Origin of the sequence: Luteibacter sp. 1214, assembly GCF_031455395.1 — a bacterium.
GTDB lineage: Bacteria > Pseudomonadota > Gammaproteobacteria > Xanthomonadales > Rhodanobacteraceae > Luteibacter > Luteibacter mycovicinus.
This window is the reverse complement of record NZ_JAVDSQ010000002.1, coordinates 203171-227844: the sequence shown is the minus strand read 5'-3', so window position 1 is coordinate 227844 and position 24674 is coordinate 203171. Positions and strand designations below refer to the sequence as shown.

The 24674-nt window shown below is 63.5% G+C and carries 24 protein-coding genes, 2 tRNA genes and 1 pseudogene; 13 read left to right on the top strand and 14 right to left on the bottom strand.

Annotation, left to right across the window (positions count from 1 at the left end; all coding sequences use genetic code 11):
- The first annotated feature begins 18 nt into the window (after positions 1 to 18).
- Genes J2X57_RS05635 through J2X57_RS05625 form a run of 3 tightly spaced genes read left to right on the top strand, consistent with a single transcriptional unit; the run spans position 19 to position 3220 of the window.
- Positions 19 to 705, top strand: a complete 687-nt coding sequence (locus tag J2X57_RS05635) for an ABC transporter ATP-binding protein (RefSeq protein ID WP_036110207.1) — start codon at positions 19 to 21, stop codon at positions 703 to 705.
- A 14-nt stretch (positions 706 to 719) separates the two neighbouring features.
- Positions 720 to 1886 carry an FtsX-like permease family protein gene (locus J2X57_RS05630; RefSeq protein WP_043696042.1) on the top strand — a complete coding sequence of 389 codons (1167 nt, stop codon included), beginning with the start codon at positions 720 to 722 and terminating at the stop codon, positions 1884 to 1886.
- Positions 1887 to 1897: 11 nt separating this feature from the next.
- The gene (locus tag J2X57_RS05625) at positions 1898 to 3220 is read left to right on the top strand and encodes an ABC transporter permease (protein ID WP_309864784.1); all 1323 of its coding nucleotides are present in this window, start codon (positions 1898 to 1900) and stop codon (positions 3218 to 3220) included.
- A gap of 4 nt (positions 3221 to 3224) precedes the next feature.
- On the opposite strand, the gene J2X57_RS05620 is transcribed toward J2X57_RS05625, so the two are convergent.
- The 4 genes from J2X57_RS05620 to J2X57_RS05605 form a co-directional block, all read right to left on the bottom strand.
- Complete coding sequence (locus J2X57_RS05620) at positions 3225 to 3494, bottom strand: hypothetical protein (RefSeq protein ID WP_308846173.1); 270 nt, start codon at positions 3492 to 3494, stop codon at positions 3225 to 3227.
- 122 nt (positions 3495 to 3616) lie between these two features.
- Positions 3617 to 4531, bottom strand: coding sequence for a drug/metabolite exporter YedA (gene yedA, locus J2X57_RS05615; RefSeq protein WP_090352749.1), 915 nt, complete (start codon positions 4529 to 4531; stop codon positions 3617 to 3619).
- Positions 4532 to 4625: 94 nt separating this feature from the next.
- Complete coding sequence (locus J2X57_RS05610; RefSeq protein WP_043696033.1) at positions 4626 to 5504, bottom strand: methylated-DNA--[protein]-cysteine S-methyltransferase; 879 nt, start codon at positions 5502 to 5504, stop codon at positions 4626 to 4628.
- Positions 5505 to 5577: 73 nt separating this feature from the next.
- Positions 5578 to 5865: a hypothetical protein gene (locus tag J2X57_RS05605; RefSeq protein ID WP_036110224.1), complete on the bottom strand. Its 288-nt coding sequence runs from the start codon at positions 5863 to 5865 to the stop codon at positions 5578 to 5580.
- A 79-nt stretch (positions 5866 to 5944) separates the two neighbouring features.
- On the opposite strand from J2X57_RS05605, the gene J2X57_RS05600 reads away from it, so the two are divergent.
- Complete coding sequence (locus J2X57_RS05600) at positions 5945 to 6286, top strand: Rieske 2Fe-2S domain-containing protein (RefSeq protein WP_036110227.1); 342 nt, start codon at positions 5945 to 5947, stop codon at positions 6284 to 6286.
- A 26-nt stretch (positions 6287 to 6312) separates the two neighbouring features.
- On the opposite strand, the gene J2X57_RS05595 is transcribed toward J2X57_RS05600, so the two are convergent.
- The 6 genes from J2X57_RS05595 to J2X57_RS05570 all read right to left on the bottom strand — a co-directional run bounded on the left by J2X57_RS05595 (position 6313) and on the right by J2X57_RS05570 (position 12601).
- The gene (locus J2X57_RS05595; protein WP_036110230.1) at positions 6313 to 8130 is read right to left on the bottom strand and encodes an SLC13 family permease; all 1818 of its coding nucleotides are present in this window, start codon (positions 8128 to 8130) and stop codon (positions 6313 to 6315) included.
- Between the two features lie 196 nt (positions 8131 to 8326).
- Positions 8327 to 10060, bottom strand: a complete 1734-nt coding sequence (gene poxB, locus J2X57_RS05590; RefSeq protein ID WP_081907356.1) for a ubiquinone-dependent pyruvate dehydrogenase — start codon at positions 10058 to 10060, stop codon at positions 8327 to 8329.
- A gap of 60 nt (positions 10061 to 10120) precedes the next feature.
- Positions 10121 to 10837, bottom strand: coding sequence for a tRNA (guanosine(46)-N7)-methyltransferase TrmB (gene trmB, locus J2X57_RS05585; RefSeq protein WP_309864777.1), 717 nt, complete (start codon positions 10835 to 10837; stop codon positions 10121 to 10123).
- A 2-nt stretch (positions 10838 to 10839) separates the two neighbouring features.
- Positions 10840 to 11640, bottom strand: coding sequence for a thiazole synthase (locus J2X57_RS05580; protein WP_309864776.1), 801 nt, complete (start codon positions 11638 to 11640; stop codon positions 10840 to 10842).
- A 27-nt stretch (positions 11641 to 11667) separates the two neighbouring features.
- Positions 11668 to 11868, bottom strand: coding sequence for a sulfur carrier protein ThiS (thiS, locus tag J2X57_RS05575; protein ID WP_036110239.1), 201 nt, complete (start codon positions 11866 to 11868; stop codon positions 11668 to 11670).
- A gap of 19 nt (positions 11869 to 11887) precedes the next feature.
- Positions 11888 to 12601 carry a hypothetical protein gene (locus J2X57_RS05570; RefSeq protein ID WP_309864772.1) on the bottom strand — a complete coding sequence of 238 codons (714 nt, stop codon included), beginning with the start codon at positions 12599 to 12601 and terminating at the stop codon, positions 11888 to 11890.
- Positions 12602 to 12736: 135 nt separating this feature from the next.
- Between J2X57_RS05570 and J2X57_RS05565 the strand changes: the two genes are divergently transcribed.
- The 6 genes and pseudogenes from J2X57_RS05565 (at position 12737) to J2X57_RS05540 (ending at position 17838) form a co-directional block, all read left to right on the top strand.
- Positions 12737 to 12810 (top strand) — tRNA-Gly (locus J2X57_RS05565).
- 105 nt (positions 12811 to 12915) lie between these two features.
- Positions 12916 to 13095: pseudogene (locus tag J2X57_RS05560) on the top strand (DUF6538 domain-containing protein); the annotation flags it as partial.
- Positions 13096 to 13116: 21 nt separating this feature from the next.
- Complete coding sequence (locus J2X57_RS05555) at positions 13117 to 14364, top strand: site-specific integrase (RefSeq protein ID WP_309865707.1); 1248 nt, start codon at positions 13117 to 13119, stop codon at positions 14362 to 14364.
- Positions 14365 to 14641: 277 nt separating this feature from the next.
- Positions 14642 to 14715: transfer RNA gene (locus tag J2X57_RS05550), tRNA-Ala, on the top strand.
- 350 nt (positions 14716 to 15065) lie between these two features.
- The gene (locus J2X57_RS05545) at positions 15066 to 16844 is read left to right on the top strand and encodes a MobA/MobL family protein (RefSeq protein ID WP_309864770.1); all 1779 of its coding nucleotides are present in this window, start codon (positions 15066 to 15068) and stop codon (positions 16842 to 16844) included.
- 214 nt (positions 16845 to 17058) lie between these two features.
- Positions 17059 to 17838 (top strand): hypothetical protein, encoded by a 780-nt coding sequence (locus tag J2X57_RS05540; RefSeq protein WP_309864767.1) that lies wholly within the window; start codon positions 17059 to 17061, stop codon positions 17836 to 17838.
- A 46-nt stretch (positions 17839 to 17884) separates the two neighbouring features.
- Here J2X57_RS05540 and J2X57_RS05535 read toward each other — a convergent pair whose 3' ends face one another.
- The 3 genes from J2X57_RS05535 to J2X57_RS05525 all read right to left on the bottom strand — a co-directional run bounded on the left by J2X57_RS05535 (position 17885) and on the right by J2X57_RS05525 (position 19880).
- Positions 17885 to 18256 (bottom strand): hypothetical protein, encoded by a 372-nt coding sequence (locus tag J2X57_RS05535; protein ID WP_309864765.1) that lies wholly within the window; start codon positions 18254 to 18256, stop codon positions 17885 to 17887.
- Positions 18257 to 18744: 488 nt separating this feature from the next.
- Positions 18745 to 19251, bottom strand: a complete 507-nt coding sequence (locus J2X57_RS05530; protein WP_309864763.1) for a DUF6496 domain-containing protein — start codon at positions 19249 to 19251, stop codon at positions 18745 to 18747.
- A gap of 155 nt (positions 19252 to 19406) precedes the next feature.
- Positions 19407 to 19880: a YetF domain-containing protein gene (locus tag J2X57_RS05525; RefSeq protein WP_309864761.1), complete on the bottom strand. Its 474-nt coding sequence runs from the start codon at positions 19878 to 19880 to the stop codon at positions 19407 to 19409.
- A gap of 138 nt (positions 19881 to 20018) precedes the next feature.
- Between J2X57_RS05525 and J2X57_RS05520 the strand changes: the two genes are divergently transcribed.
- Positions 20019 to 20432, top strand: a complete 414-nt coding sequence (locus tag J2X57_RS05520) for a low affinity iron permease family protein (RefSeq protein ID WP_309864759.1) — start codon at positions 20019 to 20021, stop codon at positions 20430 to 20432.
- A 289-nt stretch (positions 20433 to 20721) separates the two neighbouring features.
- Here J2X57_RS05520 and J2X57_RS05515 read toward each other — a convergent pair whose 3' ends face one another.
- The gene (locus tag J2X57_RS05515) at positions 20722 to 22212 is read right to left on the bottom strand and encodes a site-specific integrase (RefSeq protein ID WP_309864757.1); all 1491 of its coding nucleotides are present in this window, start codon (positions 22210 to 22212) and stop codon (positions 20722 to 20724) included.
- Between the two features lie 628 nt (positions 22213 to 22840).
- On the opposite strand from J2X57_RS05515, the gene J2X57_RS05510 reads away from it, so the two are divergent.
- Both J2X57_RS05510 and J2X57_RS05505 read left to right on the top strand, forming a co-directional pair.
- The gene (locus J2X57_RS05510) at positions 22841 to 23545 is read left to right on the top strand and encodes a hypothetical protein (RefSeq protein ID WP_309864755.1); all 705 of its coding nucleotides are present in this window, start codon (positions 22841 to 22843) and stop codon (positions 23543 to 23545) included.
- Positions 23546 to 23555: 10 nt separating this feature from the next.
- Positions 23556 to 24662, top strand: coding sequence for an ImmA/IrrE family metallo-endopeptidase (locus tag J2X57_RS05505; protein WP_309864753.1), 1107 nt, complete (start codon positions 23556 to 23558; stop codon positions 24660 to 24662).
- Positions 24663 to 24674: the final 12 nt, after the last annotated feature.

Below are 24674 nucleotides of genomic sequence, written 5' to 3'. Positions count from 1 at the left end.
CGCAAGGAGACACGTCCCATGGCTACCCTGATCGACATCCAGGATCTTTCCAAGGTCTATGAGCGCGGCCGGCAGAAGGTCGAGGTGCTGCATGGCGTGAACCTGAAGATCGAGGAAGGCGACTTCCTCGCGCTGATGGGACCGTCGGGCTCCGGCAAAACCACGTTGCTCAATCTCATCGGCGGTCTCGACACACCGTCGGGTGGCAGCATCGCGGTGGCCGGGGACCGCATCGACCGGCTGGGTGCCGGTGCGCTGGCTCGCTGGCGCGCGGCGCACGTGGGCTTCGTTTTCCAGTTCTACAATCTGATGCCGATGCTGACCGCGCAGCGCAACGTGGAACTGCCGCTGCTGCTGACCCGACTTTCCGCCGCGCAGCGCAGGCAGAACGCGTCGATCGCGCTGCAGCTGGTCGGTCTCGCGGATCGTTCGTCACACAAGCCGTCCGAACTCTCCGGCGGTCAGCAACAGCGCGTCGCGATCGCACGCGCGATCGTTTCCGATCCCACGCTGCTGGTCTGCGACGAGCCGACCGGCGATCTGGATCGCCAGTCGGCCGAGGAGATCCTCGGTCTTCTGCGCGAACTCAATCGCGAGCACGGCAAAACGATCGTGATGGTGACGCACGACCCGAAGGCCGCCGAGTACGCCAACCATACCCTGCATCTCGACAAGGGCAGCCTTGTCGGACAAGCCGTGGCCTGACCGAGGACGCCCGCATGAAATACATGCATCTGATCTGGGCCGCGTTGTTCCGGCGCAAGACGCGTACCTTCTTCACCCTGGTGTCGATCCTGGCGGCATTCCTGTTGTTCGGCATGCTGGACGCGACACGTGCCGCGTTCGCCTCGGGCGACAGCGTCGTCGGCGTGGATCGCCTCATCACCACGTCGAAGTATTCGATCATCCAGTCGCTGCCGGCGAGCCTGTCCACACGCATACAGGCGATTCCCGGAGTGAAGGCCGTGGCCGCCGCCAACTGGTTCGGCGGCATCTATCAGGATCCGAAGAACTTCGTGCTGAGCTTTGCCGTCAGCGAGAATTACCTCGACATCTATCGTGAGATCGAACTGCCCGCGGACCAGCGCAAGGTCTACGAAAACACCCGTACCGGCGCGGTGGTCGGTGAAGCGCTGGCGAAACGCTTCGGCTGGAAGCTCGGCGACAAGGTGCCGCTGCAGTCGACGATCTTCCCGCAGCGCAACGGCGACAAGACCTGGCCTTTCGATATCGTCGGCATCTACAGGCCGGCCAAGGGCGCGGCGAACGGTACGGACCAGCAGTTCTTCTTCCATCACAAGTATTTCGAAGACGCCAACGCATTTCAGAGCGTCGGTACGACGGTAGGCTGGTACGCGGTGCAGCTGACCTCGGCGGACAAGGCGGACCGCGTCGCCAGGGCCATCGACGCGCTCTCCGCCAACTCCGACCACGAGACCAAGACGCAGACCGAGCAGGCGTTCAACGCATCGTTCGCCAAACAGCTCGGCGATATCGGGCTGATCGTGTCGGCGATCATGGGCGCGGTGTTCTTCACTCTCATCCTGCTTACCGGCAACACGATGGCGCAGGCCGTGCGTGAGCGAACCCATGAGCTGGCCGTGCTGAAGACCATCGGCTTCTCCAGCCACAGCGTCCTCGGCATGGTGCTGGCGGAAGGCATCCTGTTGCTGGTGCTCGGCGGCGTGCTGGGTCTGGCACTGGCCGGCATCGTGGTGCCGATCGTGGCCAAGGGCAGCGGCGGCATGCTCAATCTGCCACCCATCGGCACCCAGACCTGGATTCTCGGCCTCGTGCTGATGGTGGTGATCGGCGCCCTCGTCGGTGCCTTGCCCGCCCTCCGTGCCATGCGCCTCAACATCGTCGACGCGCTCGCCGGGCGCTGAAGGAACTCACCATGAAACGCATGAAGAAGTTCGGGTTCGGCCTGCTGACCCTGCTGATCGTCGCCGCGTTCCTCGTCGTCTGGATCGCGTTGCCCTGGCAGGGCATCGTCGCCATCGCCGTCGTATTCGCGCTGTGGATGGCGCTGACCCGTCGCGGACGACAGACTTGGCAGGTGACTCGCGTGGGACTCGCCACGGTGGTTCAGCGGCTCGGCTCGTCATCGGTGGTGGTGGTGGGCATCGCGGGCGTGGTCGGTGTACTCGTCGCCATGCTGGCGATGAGCGATGGTTTCGCCGAAACCCTGCGCTCCACGGGTAACGATCGGACGGCCATCGTCTTGCGCGGCGGCTCGCAGGCGGAGCTCAATTCCATCCTTGATCGCGACAGCGCCAACGTGGTGATGCAGGCGCCCGGTGTGAAGAAAGATGCCCAGGGCCGGCCGATCGCCTCGGGCGAACTCGTCGTCGTCGCCAACCTGCCACGCAAGAGCGATCCCGGCAGCGATTCCAATGTGCCCATCCGTGGCGTCAGCGCGGACGTGTGGTCGCTACGCGATCAGGTGAAGATCGTCGAGGGGCGCAAGTTCACTCCGGGACTGCGTGAGCTCATCGTCGGCAAGGGCGCGCGGGGGCAGTTCGCGGGCCTCGATGTCGGCAGGAGCATCCGCCTCGCGGGACAGACCTGGACCGTGGTGGGCGAGTTCGTGTCCAACGACGTGCTGGAATCGGAACTGTGGGGCGATGCGCAGAGCGTCGCCTCGGCCTACCGGCGTGGCAGCAGCGTGCAGTCGGTGACGGTCATGCTGGATTCGCCCGCGGCATTCGACACCTTCAAGGCGTCGTTGGCTGGCGATCCGCGCCTGAAGGTCGACGTCAGCACCACGCAGGAATACTTCGGCAAGCAGTCCGAAGGCCTGACCAGGGTGCTGCGTGCCGTCGGTATCACGGTGGGCATCATCATGGCGATCGGTGCCGTGTTCGGCGCGCTCAATACGATGTTCGCCGCGATCCAGGCCCGGGCTCGCGAGATCGCCACATTACGTGCGATCGGCTTTCGCGGGATACCGGTCGTGGTGTCGGTGATGCTGGAGACGATGTTGCTGGCGTTGCTCGGCGGCGTGATCGGTGCGGGCATCGTGTGGATCGTCTTCAATGGCTACACGGCGTCGACGCTCGGGGCGAACTTCAGCCAGGTGGTGTTCCGGTTCCACGTGAGTGCCGCGCTCCTGTGGACGGGGATCAAGTGGGCGTTGGCGATCGGTTTTATCGGCGGCCTGTTCCCCGCCTTGCGTGCCGCCCGGGTGCCCGTGACCACCGCGTTGCGCGAGCTCTGATTTCTCACGGCGCATCCGGTGGAAGCGCGTCGTCGGTCAGTTGCGGGTGGTCCGCCAGAACGACGTCGATCGCGCAGCGAGCGCGGTCGACGTCCCAGCGGCCGCCCCGTTCCTCGCAGGTGTCGAGATCGGCGTACATCGATTCGGTGTCGGCCCGGAAGCGCTGGCATGACGCGATGGCGGCCACGCCGATGCCCAGTACCGTCGCGCCGCGCGCCACGCATAGCCGCCGCCTATGGGTTCGTTGTGTCGGATTGGTCAGACTGCCCGTCATACCGCGCTCCCACCTAAGAGAAAAGCAGCCTAGGTGGGCTTGAGATTCGCGGACATCGAATAATTCTCAAAAATCGGCGCGCAGGCCAGGGACGAGACCTGCGTCACACTTGCCGGGGCGTCTCAGGCCTTGCGGGTCCGCATCATGGTGATGATGCCGACACCGACGAGGATGATCGCCATGCCCGCCAGGTCGAACGTGCCCACGTGCTCACCGGCGATGGCGACGCCGAACAGCACCGCCACGGGCGGATTCACGTAGGCATAGCTGGTGGCAAGGGCGGGACGAACGGTCTTGAGTACGTAGAGATACGCGCTAAAGGCGATGATCGAACCGAACACGATCAGGTAACCCAGCGCGAGGGTGGCGCCCAGCTGCGGGTGCGCGGGGAAGCGCTCGCCATGCAGCATCGCGATGATCGCCAGCGAGACGCTGGCACAGAGCATCTGCGCGGCGGTGTTCATGGGGCCGGCCGGCATGTCCTGACGCTTGGACCACACCGAGCCGAAGGCCCAGGCCATGGCGGCGCAGATCAACGCGATCGCGCCGATCGGCGAGCCCGACAACCCGGCGCCCAGGTTGAGCACGACCACGCCGACAAAGCCCAGCAGCAGACCGACGGTTTCGCCGCGCGTGGGCCATTCACGATAGAGGCCGCCGAAGACCGCGGCGAACAGCGGCATGCTGGCCACCGCGACGGCGGCGATGCCCGAGCTGACCGACTGTTCGGCGAAACAGACCAGCCCGTTGCCGCCGGCGAGCAACAGCGTGCCGACGATGGCGGCGTTCCGCCACTGTCGCGGGGTCGGCAAGGCGACACCGCGCACGCGCAGGACGGTGAACATCAGCACGCCGGCGATGGCGAAACGGATCGCCGCCATCAGGAACGGCGGATAGCTGACCAGCGCATAGCGGATGCCCAGATAGGTGGAACCCCAGATCAGGTACATCGACATCAGCGACAGCGGCACCAGCCAGCGCGCGGCGGCCAGCGTGGTGGCGGGGACTTTTTTTTCGGTACACACGGCGTCGGACATGGGGAACCCGGGGGCAGGCACGCGTCGCAAGATGCGGCGCGAATCACGAACGATATCGCCGCCGTCGTGGCCTTGGTAGCGAAACCTTCGAGGGTCAGCCTTGAGCGGCGCTCATGGCACGTTCGGTGGCGAGCAACTGCTGCTTGATCTCCATTCCCCAGCGCCACCCGCCGAGGCTGCCGTCTTCGCGGATGATGCGATGGCAGGGCACCAGCAGCGCCAGCTTGTTGCTGCCGCAGGCGCGTCCGATCGCACGTGCCGCCTTCGGCACGCCAAGTCTGGCGGCGAGCTCGCCGTAGCTGAGGGTCTCGCCGAGCGGTATCCGGGTCAGCGCTTCCCAGACGCGCCACTGAAAGGCGGTCGCGGCGATATCGAGTGGCGGCATGTCGGGGGCGGCGCCCCTTTCCCAGCCCAGCTCGCGGGTGACCCGGCCGATCACGGCGTCCAGCCATTCGTCGCGTCCCTCGTCGACGCGTTCCCGGTCGGCGAGCGGGAATTCTCCGGCCAGTCGCGTTTCCAGCGCCTCATCGTCGGCACCGAGCGTCACGGCGCAGATGCCCTTCGCCGTGGTGGCGACGAGCAGCCGGCCGAGCGGGGTACCCGTCGTGGTGTAGCGAATGGAGGCGCCCGCACCGCCGGCCCGGTAGCTCGCCGGGGTCATGCCGAGCCGGCGGTCGCTTTCCTCGTAGACGCGGCTGCCCGAGCCGAAACCGGCCTGATAGACCGCATCGGTCACGGCCGATCCTTCGCGAAGCGCATCGCGGAGCTGGCCGAAACGGCGGGCACGGGCGTACTCGGCCGGGCTGACGCCAAACCGGCGCCGGAAGGCGCGTTGCAGATGCGTGGGGCTGAGCCCGGCGATCGTGGCCAGACTGGCCAGATCGCTGGGCGCGTCATCTCGCTCCAGCGCGGCCCGGACACGGTCGAGCGGATCGTCGGCGGCGGGGCGGATGGTCTGGACCTGGGCTTTCATCGGGGCCTCCTGTCGTTGAAGGCCAGCGTAGGCGGACGCGACGACCGTCACCATCCGTTTCTTGCGCAGTGGCTCAGTGGTGAACCGGATCGCCCTGACGGATCACGACGAACTCGCCTTCGAGCACGTTCGGATCGTGCGTGGCGCGCGCCGCGGCCGGACGCGGCGCCGGGCGGACGCCGCCACGGGCCAGCTTCCACTGGCGGACCGCCAGGAACACCAGGCCGCCGGCCAGCAGCACGCCAAGGACGACCACACCGAACACGAGCAGCACCCCGAGCACGGCCAGACCGGCCACGACGGACAGGGCGCGGACCAGCGGGTTGCGAGAGCGGCGGATGGGCGGAAGGACGAAGCGCATTGGTTAAAAATCCGTGTGGCACAATGACATGCGTGGTTCCCCTTTACCTTGGGGCAACCCATCCCCACAGACAAGTGCCATGACTCCTACCGCCGACACCGCTCCCCTCTGCCTGCTGGCGGACATTCCCGATGGCAACGCCGTCGAAACCGAGGCCGTCATCCAGGGCGAGGTCGAGTCCCTGCTGATCTACCGCTCGGGGGAGGAGGCCCGCGCCTACCTCAACGTCTGTCCTCATGCGGGTCGGCGGCTGGACTATGCGCCGGGCAAGTTCCTGGTGCGCAATGGCACGATCATCTGCGCGGCGCATGGGGCGACGTTTACGGCGGAGAGTGGTGACTGCACCAACGGGCCATGTCGGGGAGATCGCCTGCGTGCGGTGCCGGTGTCGGTCGTCGACGGGGAAGTCCGACTGGCCTGAGAAATGCCGTAATCGCGGTGCGTCGCTCAGCGATACATCAGGTTGACGACCACCAGCGTAATCGCCAGAACCAGGAACGTCAGCGGCAGCCCGACTCGCAAAAAGTCCTTCGAACGATAACCGCCCGGCCCCGCGACCATCATCAACGCCGGATGCCCCGAAGGCAGCAGGAACGTATTGGACGACGACACGGCGACGATCAACGCGTAAGCCGAAGGATTTCCCCCCGTGCTCACCGCCACGCTGATCGCCAGCGGCACCATCATCACGGTGGCGCCCACGTTCGACATGACCTGAGAGAACATCAGCGTCAGCACCGCGATGCACAACTGCAGCGTCCATTGCGGCGCCCCGCCCATGATCGCCAGGACTTCCTGCGCCAACCACGACGCGGTACCGGTGGAATCCATCGACCAGCCGAGGGGAATCAGGCAGGCGGTAACGAAGATCGTCTTCCAGTTGATGGCCTTGTAGGCCTCGTCCATGTTCAGCACGCCGGTGAGCAGCATGCCGACCGCGCCGGTCATCATCGCCACCGACAGGTCGAGGTGGGTGAACAGGGCCAGGCACTTGGCCAGCACGAAGAAACCCACCGCCTGCCAGATCTTGCCGGGGCGCTGCTCTTCCTTGGGGATGTCGGTGACCACGACGAAGTCGCGGTCTTCCTCGGCCAGCATCAGGTCGCGCCACTTGCTGTGCAGCACGAGGGTGTCACCGGCGCGCAGGCTGACCGCGCGCACGTCCTCGCGGTACACCTCGTCGCCACGGTTGACCGCCAGCACGGAGATGCCGAAGCGCTTGCGCAGGCGCAGATCGCCCACGGTCTGCTTGATGAAGCGCGAGCCGGGCGGCACGACGGCCTCGGAAATACCCGCACGCGTGGTGTTGAACTGTTCGCCCAGCTGGCGCATGCGCATGGAGACGCGACACAGCTGGTTATTGGCGAATGCCTGGATGGCGTCCTTTGGCGCGAGCACGCCGAGCACCGTACCGACCCAGATCATCTGGTCCGATGGGGGGGCGACGCGGCTCTCGTTGCCGTTCTTGATCGCCAGGATCAGCGGGGCACCGTGCAGCTGCTCCGCCTCACCGATGCTCATGCCGACCAGCGGGCTCTCCGCCGTGACCGTAAGCTCGGCGGTCTCGCCGGCGATGCCGTAGGTATCGGCGAAGTAGCTCTCGGTGCGGCCGGGGGTGACTTTCAGGCGCTCGTCTTCGCGCTCGGGCAGCAGCTTGCGGGTGAAGAAATAGAAGAACAGCACGCCGACCAGGGCCAGCACGAGGCCCACGGGGGTGACGCTGAACAGGCCGAATCGGGGGATCGTGTGCGCGCCAGGCGGCAGGTTGCTGTTGGCGCTGGCGATCAGGTCGTTCAGCACGATCAGCGGCGAGTTGGCGATCAGCGTGGTGTTGGTGGCCGTCAGGATGCAGAAGGCCATCGGCAGCAGCAGACGCGACATCGGCACGCCGGTACGCGCGGAGAGGCGGCTGGTCACGGGAATCATCAGGGCTGCCAGGGCCTGGCTGGGGATCACGGCGCTGAACAGGCTGGTGACGCTGTTGATCACGACGCCGAGGCGGGACTCGACACCGCGCGCCATGCGCATGACGAAGGCCGCGGTGAGGTTGAGCACGCCGGCGCGGTCGAGGCCGGCCCCCATGATCATGATCGCGATGATGGCGATCACCGCGTTACCGGCAAAGCCGTTGAAGACCTGGTCGCCGGGGATCAGGCCGGTGAGGCCGATCGTGACCACGACGAGCAGGGCGACCATGTCGGCCCGGATCCACTCCAGAACGAGCATGAGCATGGTGAAGCCCACCAGGCCCAGCACGAGGATCATTTCAGGAGTGAGGGTCAGTGCCACTGGCCGGCGGTTCCGATCCGGTCGTTGGAGACGTGCGGTGGCATGCTCTTGCCAGGCGGCTATCGTTGCCGCAGGAGTATACGCGCTGGGGGTGGCTCCCGGCTGAAGAAAAGCGCACGAATGGGTTGCGCCAGCGCACGCTCCCGTGCGGAGCGTGCGCTGACGGGTCCGATCAGCGGCTGAGGTTGCTCAGCGCGAGGTCGACGATCGAGTCGCCGCGCCCGCTCATCACCGCCTTCAGCGCGTACAGGCTGAAGCCCTTGACCTGCTCGCCGCTGATCTTCGGCGGCATCGACAGCTCGAGCCGGTTGCTGACCACATCGAGCAATGCGGGGCCGTCGTGCGACAGCACCTCCGCGATGGCCGAGGGCAGGTCGCTGGCGCGGGCGACGCGTCGTCCATGAATGCCCATCGCGTTGGCCATGGCCGCGAAATCCGGATTCTTCAGCTCGACGCCCGTTTCGAGCAGCCCCGCCGCCTTCATCTCCAGCTCGACGAAGCCCAGGGTGCCGTTGTTGAGCACGATGACCTTCACCGGCAGGCCCTGCTGGGCCAGCGTGATGAAGTCGCCCATCAGCATCGTGAAGCCGCCATCGCCCGACAGCGAGATCACCTGCCGTCCCGGGTGGGAGGCCTGCGCGCCGATCGCCTGCGGCATGGCATTGGCCATGGAGCCATGGACGAAGGAGCCGAGCAGGCGGCGCTTGCCGTTCATCGTCAGGTAGCGCGCGGCCCAGACCGTGGGCGTGCCGACGTCGCAGGTAAAGATCGCATCGTCCTCGGCCAGCTCGCTGACGAGGCGGGTGACCTGCTGCGGATGGATGAGGTCGTGACCGGGTTCGATGCGGGCGAGCTGGTCGAGGTCGTCGCGGGCCCGCGCATAGTGGGCGAGGCAGCGGTCGAGGTGGCCGCGCAGCCGCTTCGGCTCGATCCGCGGCAACAGGGCGCGGATGGTTTCGCCCACATCGCCGACCACGCCGAGTTCGACACGGCAGCGACGGCCGATGTTGCCGGGGCGGATGTCGACCTGCGCGATCTTCGCGTCCTCGGGGTAGAACTGACGGTACGGAAAATCGGTGCCCAGCATCAGCAGTGTGTCGCAGTCCTCCATCGCGTAGTAGCCGGAGCTGAAGCCGATCAGGCCGGTCATGCCCACGTCGAAGGGGTTGTCGTATTCCACATACTCCTTGCCACCCAGCGCATGCACGATCGGCGACTGCAGCGCATCGGCCAGGGCGATCAGGTCGTCATGGGCGCCGGCCGTGCCGCGGCCGCAGAGCAGGGTGACGCGCTTGCCCGCGTTGAGCAGCTCAGCCAGGGCGTCCAGTTCACGCTCGGCGGGGATGACCTTCGGCGAAGGCGGCAGCAGCCCGGCTGCGGGCGTCACCTTCTTCACCGGCGACTTGCGCATGGCTACGTCGCCGGGAATCACCACCACGGCCACGCCGCGTTGGCCCACGGCCGCGCGGATGGCCGAGTCCAGCACATGGGGCATCTGCGACGCATCGGAAACCATCTCGCAGTACACGCTGCACTCGCGAAACAGCTCGGTCGGATGCGTTTCCTGAAAATAACCGCTGCCGATTTCGGCGCTGGGAATATGCGCGGCGATCGCCAGCACGGGCGTGCGCGAGCGGTTGCAGTCGAACAGGCCGTTGATCAGATGCAGGTTGCCGGGGCCGCAGCTTCCCGCGCAGACGGCGAGCGCACCGGTGAGCTGCGCTTCCGCGCCGGCGGCAAACGCGCCGGCTTCTTCGTTACGGACATGGACCCAGTCGATGCGCTGGCGCTCGCGCAGCGAATCGGTGATCGCATTGAGGCTGTCGCCCACCAGACCGTAGATCCGGCGAACGCCGGCTTCTTCGAGGGTTTCGGCGATCAGGTCGGCAAGGCTGGCGATGGACATGGGCTACTCCGTGAACACGAATCCCCACGTTATGCGCCGCCCGCGGTCAACGGATTGTCGTTATCGACCCTGCCACTCGTACAGGTAATCCCAGACACCGTGGCCAAGACGCGTGCCGCGGCGTTCGAAGTGGGTCTCGATGCGCCACGCGGGACGCTCCGCCGACTCGCCAGGACCGACGCGGTTACGCCAGCCCGCGGCGGCTTCCATCGTCTCGCGCATGTGCTCGGCGTAGGCTTCCCAGTCGGTGGCCAGATGCAGCAAGCCACCCGGCGCCATGCGCGACGCCAGCAATTCGACGAACGCCGGCTGCACGATACGACGCTTGTTATGGCGCTTCTTATGCCACGGATCGGGGAACCAGATGCGTACTTCGGACAGGCTGGCCGGGGGGATCTCGTTTTCGAGTACTTCGACGGCGTCGTGCTTGTAGAGGCGCACGTTCCGCGCATCGCGTGCGGCCAGCGCGTTCATCAGGCGGCCGACACCCGGACTGTGCACTTCGACGCCGATGTAATCGCGCGACTGATCGTGCTCGCTGGCCCAGGCCAGTGCTTCACCGTTGCCGAAACCGATCTCCAGCACGCGCGGTGCGCGATGGCCGAAGGTGGCGTCGAGGTCGCGCCCGGTGCCGTGGTAATCGAGGCCGAAGCGCGACCAGTGATTGTCGAACGCGCGTTGCTGCGCGGGCGTCATCCGGCCTTCCCGCAGCACGAAGCTGCGGATGCGGCGGTGGAACGGCGCGTCGCCGGCGTTGTTGTCGTCATCGGTGATCATGCTCAGCCCACCAGTCCGTCGACCGGGCTCGACGCCGAGGCGAAGCGCTTGCGCGGAATACGACCGGCGCGGAACGCCGCGCGGCCCGCTTCGACCGCGAGCTTCATCGCATGCGCCATCAGGACCGGATCCTTCGCGCCGGCGATCGCGGTGTTCATCAGCACGCCATCGCAGCCGAGCTCCATCGCGATGGCGGCATCGGACGCGGTGCCGACACCGGCATCGACGATCACCGGGACCTTCGCGTTCTCGACGATCTCGAGCAGGTTGTAGCGATTCTGGATGCCCAGACCCGAGCCGATCGGCGCGGCCAGCGGCATGATCGCGGCGCAGCCGATCTCTTCGAGCCGACGCGCCAGGATCGGGTCGTCCGACGTGTAGACCATGACGTCGAAGCCATCGGCCACGAGCTTCTCGGCGGCGACCAGCGTCTGCACGACATCCGGGTAGAGCGTGCGCTCGTCGCCGAGCACTTCGAGCTTCACGAGGTTGTGGCAGTCGAGCAGTTCGCGCGCGAGGCGACAGGTGCGCACGGCATCGTCGGCCGTGTAGCAACCCGCCGTATTCGGCAGCAGGGTGAAGCGATCCGGCGGCAGCGCGTCGAGCAGGTTGGGCTGGCTCGCGTCCTGACCGATGTTCACCCGGCGAATGGCGAGGGTGACGATCTGCGCGCCGGCGGCTTCGGTGGCGCGACGCGTTTCGTCGAAATCCTTGTACTTGCCGGTGCCCGTGAGCAGCCGCGAGTGAAAGGTGCGGCCCGCGACGGTCAGGACGTCATCGGCGGCAGGGGAGAAGTGGTTCATGCGGGCGATTTCCTGGAGGGGTGCGGCTCAGCCGCCACCGATGGCATGGACGATCTCGACGCGGTCGCCCTCGGCGAGCACGTGCGTCGCGTGCGCGCTGCGCGGCACGATCTCGAGGTTGACCTCGACCGCCACGCGCTTACCGCCGTAACCGGCAGCGTCGAGCAGCGCAAGAACCGAGGTGCCGGGCGCGCAATCGCGCGCGTCGCCGTTTAGAGTGATCTGCATCCGCCCATTGTAACGGGGCTCAGCGGCCGTTCCACCCATTGCCGCCGCGGACCGGTGTGCCGATGCCGGGCTGGGTCACGCGGTTGGTCACGCCAGAGCGGGGTTGCGTGGGGGTGCGGCTGCCGAAGCCATCGTTCCAGCCGTTCTCACCGCGGTCGTTGCCGCTGTCGCGTGGGCCACGCGGGCCGCTGCGGTCCGGGGCGAGGTTCATGGCCGGGCCTGTGGCGCCGGTATGGGCCGAGCCGGGCGACTGGGCGACGGTGGTCGAGTTGCCGGGTGGGCGTCGGTCGTGGTCGTGGTCGCGACCGCCGTTGCCGGGCTGGCCGTGATCGTGATCGTGGTCCCGGCCGCCGCGACCGTGGCCATAGCCGTCATCCCGGCCGTAGCCGTAGCCGTAGCCATAACCGTTGCCGTAACCGCCACCGTAACCGCCGCCGTAGTAAACGCCGTTGTTATAGCTGCCGTTGTCCGGGGGGGAGTTGCCGCTGTCATACCCGTCCTGCCTGGACGAGGCGCCCGTGCCGCCCTGACCGCCCGCGTACAGCCGTGCCGGCTGGGGCAGGGTGCCCGTGCTCACGGTTTCCTTGCGGACCGGGGTCGAGGGGCCGGCGATATAGCTGACTCCCGGCTTCGGCATATTGGCCGTGGATACCGTGCGCGACTGCGCCAGCGTAGCGCCGGTTGCGCATAGCGCGAGCCCGGCAAAGATGGAAAGCGAAAGCGCACGACGCATGTTCCGGCCCTCGTAGGGATGCCCCGGCAAGATTATGCGCCTGCGACTGACCCGTCGCGCGGTGGACGGCCGGTGCGTTCAGCCAGCCGCCACCTTTCGCCGGTGGGCGATCTCGTATTACCATCCGGGGCCTATGCGGGTGTAGCTCAATGGTAGAGCTGTAGCTTCCCAAGCTACTGACGAGGGTTCGATTCCCTTCACCCGCTCCAGCTTCGGCTTTTTCGAAGCTAAGTGCTTTCTCTGCAACGTCTTTTTCGGCCGACGCAGCGAACCTGAAACGCCCTCCCGAGGTATCGTTTTAGGTATCGTTTTCCGTGCCAAAGCCACTTCTCCTCCACCGACCCGCTGGTCTTTACGTGCGTTTCCGCGTGCCGACGGACCTGCGCGACCGCGTGGGGTCCCGCTTTCTCGTGCGCCCGCTCCGACAAGCCCCTGGAGAGACGGCCCGACTCGCCGCGGCCCTGCTGGATATGGCACTCTCCAACGCATTCAGGAGCATGCGACAGGGAGGGGGCGTGGTCGACATCGACAAGTTGCTCAAGGACGCGGAGAACGCGTTCCAGCTGACCATCGGCGGAGTGCGGTTGCCCAATGGCACGCATTTGACCAATGTGCGCATCGATACCCCGGAAGATGAGCGCCAGTTCCACGCGTTGATGGCCGCTGCTCCTCCGACCAGCACGAGCCAAGGCACCAAGGCCGTGGCGGTCGAGCGGCGCAAGGAGGCCCTTCTCAGTGCACTTGCGGCAACGCATCTTGCAGATTTGGAGCGCGCCGGCCGCGACAAGAAGACCGTGTTGGAAAGCCGACACAGCCTGATGCTGTTGCGAGGCATTGTCGGGGACATTCCTGCCGCCGACTTGACGAGCGACCACTGCCGGCAGTTCTTCGATGAGGTCGCTCACTGGCCTCGTCACGCAACCAAGCGGCCTGAATTTGCAAACCTGGCCGTGCGCGAGGTGCTTGCGAAAGCGAAAACCATGGCCGAGCTGCCACCGGCCGTCGCCACGCTCAATAAGCATCACCAGCGACTATCGACTTTTTTTAATTGGCTGAAGAAGAACAAACATCTGACGGAAAACCCACTGCACGGCTTGGTGCGTCAAGACAAAGATGACGCTGAGGAAGAGACGGGCCGCGCGTTTACCCAAGACGAGTTGGATGCCATCTTTGAACCGACGGCCTATGTGGCGTGGGCTGCTAAATATCCGCACCGCTTTTGGGTTCCCATCTTGGCGCTATATTCCGGTGCACGCGTGACGGAGCTGAGTCAGCTTTATGTTGCCGATGTCGAGGTCATCAACGGCATCGCGGGCTATCACATCAATCGTCGCTTCGCTGGGCAAAAGCTCAAGAACAAGGCGTCCCGACGCTTTGTGCCGCTCGCACAGCCGGTTCTGGATGCCGGCTTTTTGCGCTTTGTCGAAGAAGCCAAATTGGCCGGTGAGGCGCGACTGTTCCCGCAGCTTCCGAACAATGACGGTGGCGGCTTTGGCAAGCAGATGAGCAAACAATTCTCGGCGTATCTGAAGAAGCGCGCGGTGACCGAGGCCGGCCTAGGTATGCATGCGTTTCGGCACACGCTGGCGACGAGGTTGGCGCGCGCCAAAGTGCCGCTGCAAACCATTGGAAGAATCACGGGCCACAAAGGCGAGCAGGGAACGTTAGGGAAGTTCTATATCGACGAACCGACCCTGGCAGAGCGTCTTGCCGCTCTCGGCCAGTTCGTTCCAGGCGTTCCGCTGATGCGTTACAGTCCCTAGGATTCCTCGTTGTTTGTCACGAGCGTCGAGCCATCTTTGCACATGGCCGATGGTTCAGGAAAAGAGCATGGCGAGCCTCATACATCAACGCGCTCCACAGTTTATCGGCTCTCGACGATGCGCAACACCAAAAAGGGGGCCGACATAGTCGGCCCCCTTTTTGGTAGCTCACACAGCAGAAGCCGTGCCCTTTCTCGCAAGGACAAGATAGGGCACGTTGGTGGCGCGGTCAAGGCTTGCTCCCTGAATGACAATCCCGTAACGTCACAGACGGTTCGGCCCGGTAGCTCAACTGGATAGAGTCCCTTTCTCGCAAATCGGTGGTTGGGGGTTCGAATCCCCCCTGGGCCCCAACCGTACAAAAACGAAAAGCGCGGTCTTGCGAACTGTGCGGAGGGGGCGTCCTATGGACGGCCCCTTTTTTTACGACATGAAACGGCAACGGCGCGTCTCAGAGTTGGTGCCCAACTCGCCGCGGAGCCACAGCAAACGCAAAGTCCAGAGCCGCCAACGCTGAGCGTTGGCGCAAAAGATTCCTCAACGTGTGACGCGGCGCATGTCAAGTTTCCTTGACAATTGCGCGCAACCTGCTTAACTGTCCGAGAGGGCGGGCACGGTGCCCCCTCCGCATCGTACGCACGTCATGGGCACGAAGCCCGCCCGGTCCGAAGTCGGCCCGGCTCAAGCGCAAGGAGCAATCTGTGAATCATGCCCGCCCTCATCTCACCACGCATGGTCGCGCCAAGGGCCACTCGGCCATCGGTGGCGTCGCGTATCGACTCGGTCTCAAGCTTTATGACAAGCGCACGGACACTTGGCACGACTATCGCCGCCGCGTCCTGAACGAAGAAATCATCGCTGCCTTCACGATCGCGCCCATGGGCGCCCCCGATTGGGCCACCGATGCTGCGAAAGTGTGGGAGGCGGTGGAAGCCGCAGAACTGCGAAAAGATTCCCAAGTGGCGCATGACTTTCGCATCCCTGTGCCGTTCGGGCTAAACGCCGAACAGGCGGAAGCGATGGCGCGGAGCATGGGGCAACACATTGTGGAAACCTGGGCCACAATCGTGTCTGTGGGGCTTCACCGCGATTCTCCCGTGGACGCCTTGGGTCAGCCGAAGCCATTTGGAAAACAAGGCTTCCATGCGCACATTTATTTCCCGACACGTGCGCTGAGTTTTCATCCTGACGGCGTGCACGACGACGACGATGGGCAGGATGGTTCCGATGGCTGGTGCTTCGGCGAAAAGCTGCATGCGTTTTCGAAGAAGAAAGCCGCGTCCATGGTCATCACCGAGTTGAATACCCAATGGGCGGCGCTCGCGAACACGCATGTGGCTGAAATTGGCGGGGTGCCTGATTTCACCCACCTCAGCTACAAGCGGCTAGGGCTCGACAAAGTCGGCCAACTGCGGCTCGGATTGAGCGCGTCGGCCATGGAGCGCAGAGGCGTCGTCACCGCGAAGGGCAATACGCTGCGCGCGCAGCTGGCCGGTGAGTCGGCCAGCCATGGGTCTGCCCCAGAGGTCGCTCCGGTGAGTACGAATCCCACGACGCCCATCCCCTCAGCTCCCGCTTCCCTGCCGGTGCCAGCTCCGGCTCCGACGCCGATGGCAACGCCAACGCCAACGCCAGTTCTTCGTTCCGTATCCGCCGACGCAGCGATTGCCGAGCCTGCGCGGCCGGTGCCGGAGACCCGCACTCCTTCTCCGCCCGATGCCAGAGCATGGCTCGAACCGGCCGACCCCATAGTGTTCCAGCCACCGGTCTCCCCGCTGCCGGGTCGGACGAGCTTGGCCGGCCGCTTCCTCATTGAACTGGCATCGAAGCCGGAATTGCCGCAGCCGACCCCGGAGCAGCGAAGTCGGCTGGTCGAATGGCTTAAGCGCATCGAAAAAGCCTTGCGCACGCTCGCGGCACTCGCCTTGCGCTTGGCCGACCTGCGCGAGCGCCGCCAGCGCGACGACATGGCCAGGGCGACCTTCCTGGTCGAAGGCGACGCCGTCCGGCAGCAGCGCGCGGAGGCACGCGATGCGGTGACGGCGTGGACCCGAGACCACGAATGGCGACTACGGGTCACGGCAACGCTGAACCTGTCACGCCAACCCGCTCAGCTTGTGCGCTTGCAAGAAAGGGTCACCTCGCTCAACACCGAACTGTCTCAGTTCGAGCGTGGCGCAGCAGATGCGGCCCAGCGCGTGGCCATGTTCGATGCGCGCATTCGCACGGATGAGGCGGCGCAGGCTCTAGCGCAAGACACGTTCACCACTATGATTGAAGCAGTGCACGGGATGCAGCCGCTGTATGGGATGGTGCTGTTGAGCGTGGCTGCTCCTGAGCACGTGGCACCCCTGACGGCGGCGTTGCCGCCCTCACCACGGCCCTCCGCTGAGCCGGGTGTATCGGTCACACTGCGCACGCCCGATGGCGTGCTGGCGCTGAAGCCAGAACCACCACGTCTGACGCGCCCTTCGATGTGACGGCTGTTACATGCCATTGCCACCAGTGGTGTGCCCCGCTGGAGGTCTTTGGTCGATAGGGTCGTGGTTGTCCCACACGGAGACCAATCCGCAGTTTCGGCGCGCGACAGCTGCTGGGTCCCCGCCGAGTCACCGGAACAGCCCGGTGGCTCGCCAGCGACCTCGATGAGAAGCGGACACGCCTATGATGCGGTGATGCTAGGGAGAGAAGGTGATGAGCGTGAACGAGGCGGCCGAAACGATGGTGGCAAAGCTCGGCGAATACGCCGAGTTTTACGACGGGCTCAGCTTTGGCGTGATGTCGTTCGTGCCCATCGGGACCCGGTCGGTCTTGAGCTTGGACACTTATCTGATGGGGTCCATGGCGTCGACCCTCCGCGGTATGGCTGCGCTGGTGACGCTGGGCAACATCAACGATGCCTACGCACTGGCGCGAAAGCTCTACGACGCTGCGCTGATAGGCACTTACATCAATCTGTATCTCCAGCGGAATGCGCAGCCTGGAAAGCCGCTGGTCGAGCGCATCGATAGGTGGATCACCGGAGCGAGGGCGCTTCCCAGAACAGGTGAAATCGGAAAGTATGTGGACGCCGCCCAGGAGCTAAACGCGGTCCGCCCTTTGCTGAGCGTTCCTCACTATACGGCCGTGCGTGACCGGTGCAACGACCAAACTCACCATAACTTCCTTGACCACCTCCTTTTAAACGATGGCCGAGTTCATCTGAAGAGCCGCGCCGAATGGATCGAGCAATTGGGCGCCGACACACTCGACATCATCATTCTGCACTTGGCATATTCCTTCTGCCTGAGCGGGCACTACATGATGTCTTCCGATTACATGGATGCGTTGGAGGCGGGAATGACCCCGGAACACGGTTCGGAAGACTGGGTGGCGCCCTATGTCCAAGCGTTCCTCACGGAGAAGGTCGAGCCAAGGTGCCCAGGGCTCATCGCGGCGCTCCGCCAGGAAACCGGGATGGAGTTGGAAGGCTGAGCCGTAGAGTCGGGGTTCGCGCCAAATGCCATCTAGTGCCACTGTTTCAGCTGGTGACCGAGGCCACGGCGATAGCATCGAGCAGCGCTTCACGGTCGAAGGGCTCCGGCAATACGACGGCTTTTTCTGGAAGTGGCCCAATGTCATTTTGGAACGGGCCAGACATCACAACTAATGCAGCCTCGGGATGCAAGACCTCGACGGCGCGGAGGAGGGTGCCTGCGTGAGGCTCGTCGGGCATATCGGCGTGAGCGATGACAGCGGCTAACCCTAACTTGAGTAACGCGACAAGCGCCCGCGCCTTGCGGTAGGTCACCGCCGAGTGAACCACATAACCTTGCCCAGACAGCGCAACGTCCAGCGCTTCCGCCACCAAGGGGTGGCGGTGTGCGACGATGATGTGTCGGTGACCGTTCATAAGTCATCGGCCCGAAAGGCGGGCACGGACATTCCACTTTTCCGCGTCACCGCACCAAGTTTTAGGGGGCTAAAGGCGTAGAGCGCATTGTCGAGCGTGGCACATTCATGCGGGGCTCCATTGTCCAGCGCCTGAAGCACTCCCCCCGGAGACACTGAGTATGGACGCTCGCCGGTTAAGCTGGCGTGTTAATGCAGCGGGCTAGCTTCGATGAGCACTCCCCTGGCACCGCTCAGCATGAGCGTTTGCTGTTGACAGGCGCCGTGGTTGCCTTGTGGACACGTTGGAGGACTTAGGATGCCGGCGATGGACGAAGGCGCTCGGTCACCGCCGAGCCATCCGAACAGGCCGGTGGCTCGACGTCGACCTTGGCCATAACGGAATGCCTAAGTAATCCAGAGGCTAACGGACGACGCGGTGATTCGCATCATCGCGACCGCGGCGCGTCTGAACGCACTTACGCAAAAAAGTCGCCTACAGGTTTGTTTTTATGACGCCTTTCTTGCTCGGGTGCGCGCGGCTTTCTTGGCAGCAGTCTTGCGGCCAGTCGCGCCTTTTGTCTGGGCAGCTTTCTTAGCCGCCGCTGACTTACTGGCCGATGTTCGCTTGGTTGCACTCTTTTTGGCATGCGCCGACAAAGCGCGCGTTGAGGCCGCAGCACTTCCCTCGCGCTTGAGCGCTTTCGTGCTGGCACGTTTGCGCGTGGCCGACTTCTTGGTAGCGGTGCCAGACGACCGTTTCTTCGCCGCCTTCGTGTCTTGAGCCGCCTTTTTTTTGGTGGCTTTGCTGGCGGTCTTCGAGGGTGAAGCTTTTACCCCAGCTCGCCGAGCCTTGGACAGGCCGATGGCGATGGCCTGCTTGGCCGACCGCGCACCGTGCTTGCCCTCGCGCACGTGCTTGATTTCCTCGTGCACATATTCGCCAGCTTGCGTGGATGCCGACTTGCCTTGGCGCTTGGCGCGCGTGGCTTTCGCTGCGGTTTTTTTCTCGGGCATGAGCGTTCTCTCCTGACGGGAATGAACGACCCGAGCCCCGCGGCGCACATCATGGTCGCGAGCGCACCGCTTTGGCCCGGTCCACGGCTAAGGTAACGGCAAACGCCGTGATGCAGACGTGTCGACCGAACGGCCCCTGGTTACGGGATTCCCGTTCAGGAGTGCCGCACCAGAGTGATTTTTCCGTTGGGCTCCAGCCGTCCGATGACAACCTCGCGCTCGTCCTCAAGACCCGCTGCGTGCAACGCCCGGTCTAAGGCCGCGTTGGTGAGGTTCTGGCTGCGCAGCGCGGCGGGGTCGCGACGGCCATTCTGAACCAGCAGGGTCGGAAAGCCCTCCATCAGCCGATTGAACCAAGGCGCGCGCGCCGATGCCCAAGCGATGAGCTTATCCGTCATCAAGATGCCGGCAACCCCCAAGAAAGGTCCGAGCGCGCCGTGGTCATCGCCGATGATGGCGGTGCGCAGCGTGCCACCGGCCAGGGCAATGACGACGACATCAAAAGCCGATAATTCGCCGAAGCTACGCTTGCCGGCCAGGCGCATGAACACGACCAAGCCCAGGTAGGTCAGAGCACCGCGGACCAGGAACGTCCACCATGGGGCGGAAAGGGTCAGGATATCGCTCATGGGTTCCTCCATGCATTGGGTCAGATGAATCGTCTTCACGCGCGCCCCGCAGGCGCGGGCCTACCGTTTAGACATCGTTCCCCTACGGGTGTGGCGCCGATGTCGTCGCCGTCGCCCCAATTCTAGCGAGGCATGACGATGACACATTCCAAGCAGAGCTGGTTCACTCGCATGGCCATGGCCGTGTCCAAAGCCGCTGGCGAACCGGTGACGTTCGCGCTCGCCGTAGGGGTCGTCATCGTGTGGGCCCTGAGCGGGCCGATTTTCAAATTTGGTGACACATGGCAGCTGGTCATCAACACCGGCACGACCATCATCACTTTCCTTATGGTGTTTCTGATTCAGGCGAGCCAAAACCGCGACACTGAAGCCCTCCAAATCAAGCTGGATGAACTCATCAACGCGTTGAACGGCACCAACGAAGCGTTGCTGGACTTGGAGCAACTCGACGAGAAGGAACTGGACCGGATTAGGAAGAGGTATTTGAAGAAAGCCGAGTCGGCGCGCCGCGTTGGTGAAAACGGGTCTGACGACCGCGCAACGGAGCGTTAGCGAACTCGGGGGCGATTGCGTCCGCGAGGCTGCCTCCGGCCGTTCACTGCCGGCGCCCCGGTCGATGCGCGATTGGTTGTCGCAGGGAGGGATACGAACAGCAAGCGCGGCTACGCATCACGCAAGTCTCCCGTGATGGATCTCCAAGTAAAGCCAACACAGTCGACGCGCTATCGGAAGATGTGTCGCAGGTCACGCGAATGATGCGCCGACCATTATGGTGGTCGCCCTGTTCCAGACCAAAGGGAGAGTCCGACCGGTATATGCACATGCACCGGTTCCGGCGTCTTCATGACTTCGGCCTACTAGCCTTCTTCCGTGGCAGCACCTTGGGCATGTCGGCGCTTGCAAGGTAATCAGCGTATTGCCCTGGCACATAAGGCAGGATGTCGAACTCCGGGTAGCGCAGTTTTTCCAACGCCTGTTTGCATTCGAGCAGCGAGCCGCGTGCGATATAGCGCTTTTCCTCGATGCCTGCGCCGTTCGAGTGGCCGTTGATGGTCGTGCGGACGGATTTCGGAATGCCGCACCGCTCAGCCAGAGTTGTGAGGGTGTGCCGAAAACAATGAAAGGTCTTTGTGCGGTCTGTGATGCCGCACTCTTTCCTGAGAAAGTTACGGTTGAACCAGCGGGTGATGGCTCGCCCCGGACCACCCTCCTTCCACGGCAGGCCCGGAAAGAGATGCAGCGCACCGCTGTCCCGGACATCGTCGACGTAGCGCAAAAATCCCGCGTCAATGAGCTTGGAGTGAATCGGGACGCGCCGGTGCGAGTACGCCGTTTTGAGGCTCTGACCTTTCCGGAACGGCGTGACATCGAAATAATGAATGGTGTGGACGTTATCTTGGTCATCCATCACCTCTTCGCATTTGATGTCCGCCACATGGAGCTGCGAAATCTCGTTCACGCGCATGCCACTGAGAAGGGCAACGAGCGGAATCCATGTTTTGTGTGGCGCGTTGTGGAGACGCTGACGGTCGGGGTGAAACAAGGCTTTCAGGTCTTGCGGGGAGAACGGATTCTTGTTTTCCGGAACGGCTTCTCTGTAGCGGGTGAGTTGAATCACCCGAAACGGATTGGACTCAATGGCTTTCAGCTCCACGCACCAATTGAAGAACGCGTTGATGCTGAGGACGTGTTTGCGTTGCGTTGCTTTTCTGAGCGCGGGCGGCCTCTCGTGGCGAGCTTTGGCCACCACCTTCCGAGCTGGCACATCTTTGTAGTCGGGAAGGTTGTGCAGATACGCCGGCCACACCGCCAGGGCATCGGCGACCACGTTGGCGTCGTCAACGGTAATCTGGTCGATGGGTTTGTCGCCCAGAAGGTCTTCCACAAACTTTAGTGCGTAGACCCGCTCGAGGTAGCCCGACGCTTTTGGATGCTTTCGGTTACGCGCCAGATTGGTGAGGTGGAGAGCGCGGAAGTCGCTAAACAGGGTGGGCTCCGAGGAAGCGGGCACAGTATTCGGGACGGGCCCGGCTGCCGCGGGCGGAATCGGCGCAGCAGCCGCGGGTGCTTCTGAGGCTGCGGAAGGCGCTCGCGCCTCGCGTGACACCCCTCCAATCGGGTCCACCGACAACAGCTCGGCGACTCGCGCATGGGCAGCCGGCGGCGCAGCTTCATGGTCGCCATGGGGGGTGTCGAGGAGGTGAAACCGCTCCAGCAGTTCCATGACCATCCGGTGCCCGTCGCTACAAGTCGCTGAGAAGCGCGCTCCCTGGACCACCACCTGATACAGGCATTGGCCGGCCGCTGCTTCCACTCCCATCTCGCCCAGCATTGCTCTCGTCCTAAATCAATCGGACGCCCCTTTTATGCCTGGTTGCGGCGCTGTCAACTGCGGTTTGGCGTCGATCGGTAGACTTTTTTTTCAGCCGCTGGAGCCCTTGTGCGCCAACGGTCACACCTTGGGTTGATCACAGTCATTCTCATTTAGAACTGTGAGGTGCGTTCTCCTAGCCCACCTTGACAACAAACTTGGCTATGAGAGGGTCAATTCCCTCTGCCTGGAGCTATGCCCTGACCATCGCCGCCGCCGTTTTCGTTTTTTCGACCGACAACGAAGCAGGGGCAGTCTTGGCAGGGTCTAATAAGGAATTGTCTTAAGAGCAAATATTCAGCTTTTTCGACAAAGGCTTAGCTCGGGCTAGGCCTAGACCAATACTGAGCGTCCCAGCCCAAGGACGTATGGCTCCATTACGTTGAAGGCGCTGCCCCGCGCATCTAGGTGCGCAGCCCAAGATTGCCGCGGGCGCGCGTCGGGCTGCAGGACGCCGGTGAACCCCAAGGCTCGGTGCCCACGGGCAGGGGCTTGGATGATGCGGAAGATTACACCCGGGTGAATACGTTTCCGGTTTTTCTACCTCGACATGAGGTATGCTTTCCGGAAATCGCTGAGGGTCCCCGCCGTGCGCAAATTTGAGCTGACTGCTGGTCACGTCCATGGTCTCCGTGCTCCGTTCATTGACGAGCCTGAAAAGGTTGAGGCGCGCCTGCGGGAGCTTCATCCGGACCTAAGCCTGACCCTGTTTCACAACGCGATCGCCGGTGGGTTGGCAGGGCGCAATGACGCGACGCGAGCCTCGGCGCCGACAGCTGCTGGAATTCAGCAGTGGCTGAAGACAGTCGAAGATGTGCGGACATTGTTGGCAGCGCTCCAGTGGCATCTCCACGAGCAGCAGAACTGTCCCTTCGTCAGCTCGCCTGACCGAGCTATCTCTATCGTGGTGATGACGGGGAATAGTGAGACCGGGAAGGACGGGTTTGAAGACCCTACCAACCAAGCGGAGAAGGGTGCAGTCGCCGAAAACTTCGTGCAGGAAAACACCAAGCAGCTCCAGCTGTTCAATCATGAAGCCTTCCGTCTTGCCAAGCGCGGCAGTCGAACCTCAACGCAGGTGTGGGCATTGCTTTATCACTATGACAAGGTGCGTAAGGAGGTTCGATTCGAACTCTCCTTCCCCACGGCGTTCGACAAGCGGAAAATTACTCGCTGGGGTGAGCGACTGTTCTTGGGCACCATTTCTAACAATCCTAGCGACTTCACGATTCGCAGGGACGAGCCTAATCCTCCCGCAAATGTGGACGTTGAGCCCATCACGGGCACTTTCTGAACATACATGTATGTCTGATATCAACCCCAAGCAAATCACATTTGCCAGGGTAAGACGGCGCTTGACCAAGGCGCAGCTGGCAAAAGAATTGGGTGTCGCCTCGCGTAGTGTGCAGAACTACGAGACGGGGGCCACCACCCCTGACCACGAGACACTCACAAATCTAGCTACCCTGCTGCGGTTTCCGCAGCAGTTCTTTTTGATGGATGAAGATATGCCGGAAATCCGGGAGCATGCCGTCAGTTTTCGCAAGCTCTCAAAGATGAGTGATGCGATGAAGGCCTGCACCTTCGCTGCCGGTGCCATCGCCTTCAAACTCAACGACTGGATAGAAGCTCGCTTCAGCGTGCCTCAAGCTGACTTGCCGGATTTGAGTGACTTGGAGCCAGAAGCAGCCGCGGCGACATTGCGACGCATGTGGGGGTTGGGTAACGCGCCCATTCCCAATATGGTTCACCTACTCGAATCCAAGGGTATCCGGGTTTTTTCGCTCGCTGAGGAGACTCGCGAAGTGGATGCCTTTTGCACATGGCACGAGGGGAAGCCTTTTGTGTTCCTCAATACAATGAAGTCAGCAGAACGAAGCCGATTCGATGCGGCGCATGAGCTGGGTCATTTGGTGCGTGATGTTTATTCCATGCAGCACGGGGAGGGGCAAGGTCCAGAGATGGAGCGGAAGGCTGATGCATTTGCTTCGGCATTTCTCATGCCTAAGGAAAGCGTGGAGACCAACCAGCCACCGGCTTATACCATCGGTCACCTGATGAAGCTCAAGCACTATTGGGGGGTGTCGCTGGCAGCAGTGGCTTATCGATTCAACTCCTTGGGTCTGGTTAGCGAATGGAACTACCGCAGCTTGTGCATCGACATTGCCAAACGAGGGTATCGAACGTCCGAGCCTGAGCCGATGGAGCGTGAGACCTCGCAGCTGCTGACTAAGGTGTTTGATTTTTTAACGACTCGAAAGCAGGGGCGCCGCGAAATCGCAGAGAGCCTATGCCTGAGTGTTGAGGACATCAACGCGCTTACCTTCCAGCTGACCCGTTTGTCGGTCGTTTCCGGAGGCGCGTCGGCAGAGCCTGTTGTCCGAAAGCCGCCGGTTCTGCGGCTCGTGTAGAGTTGGCTGGCG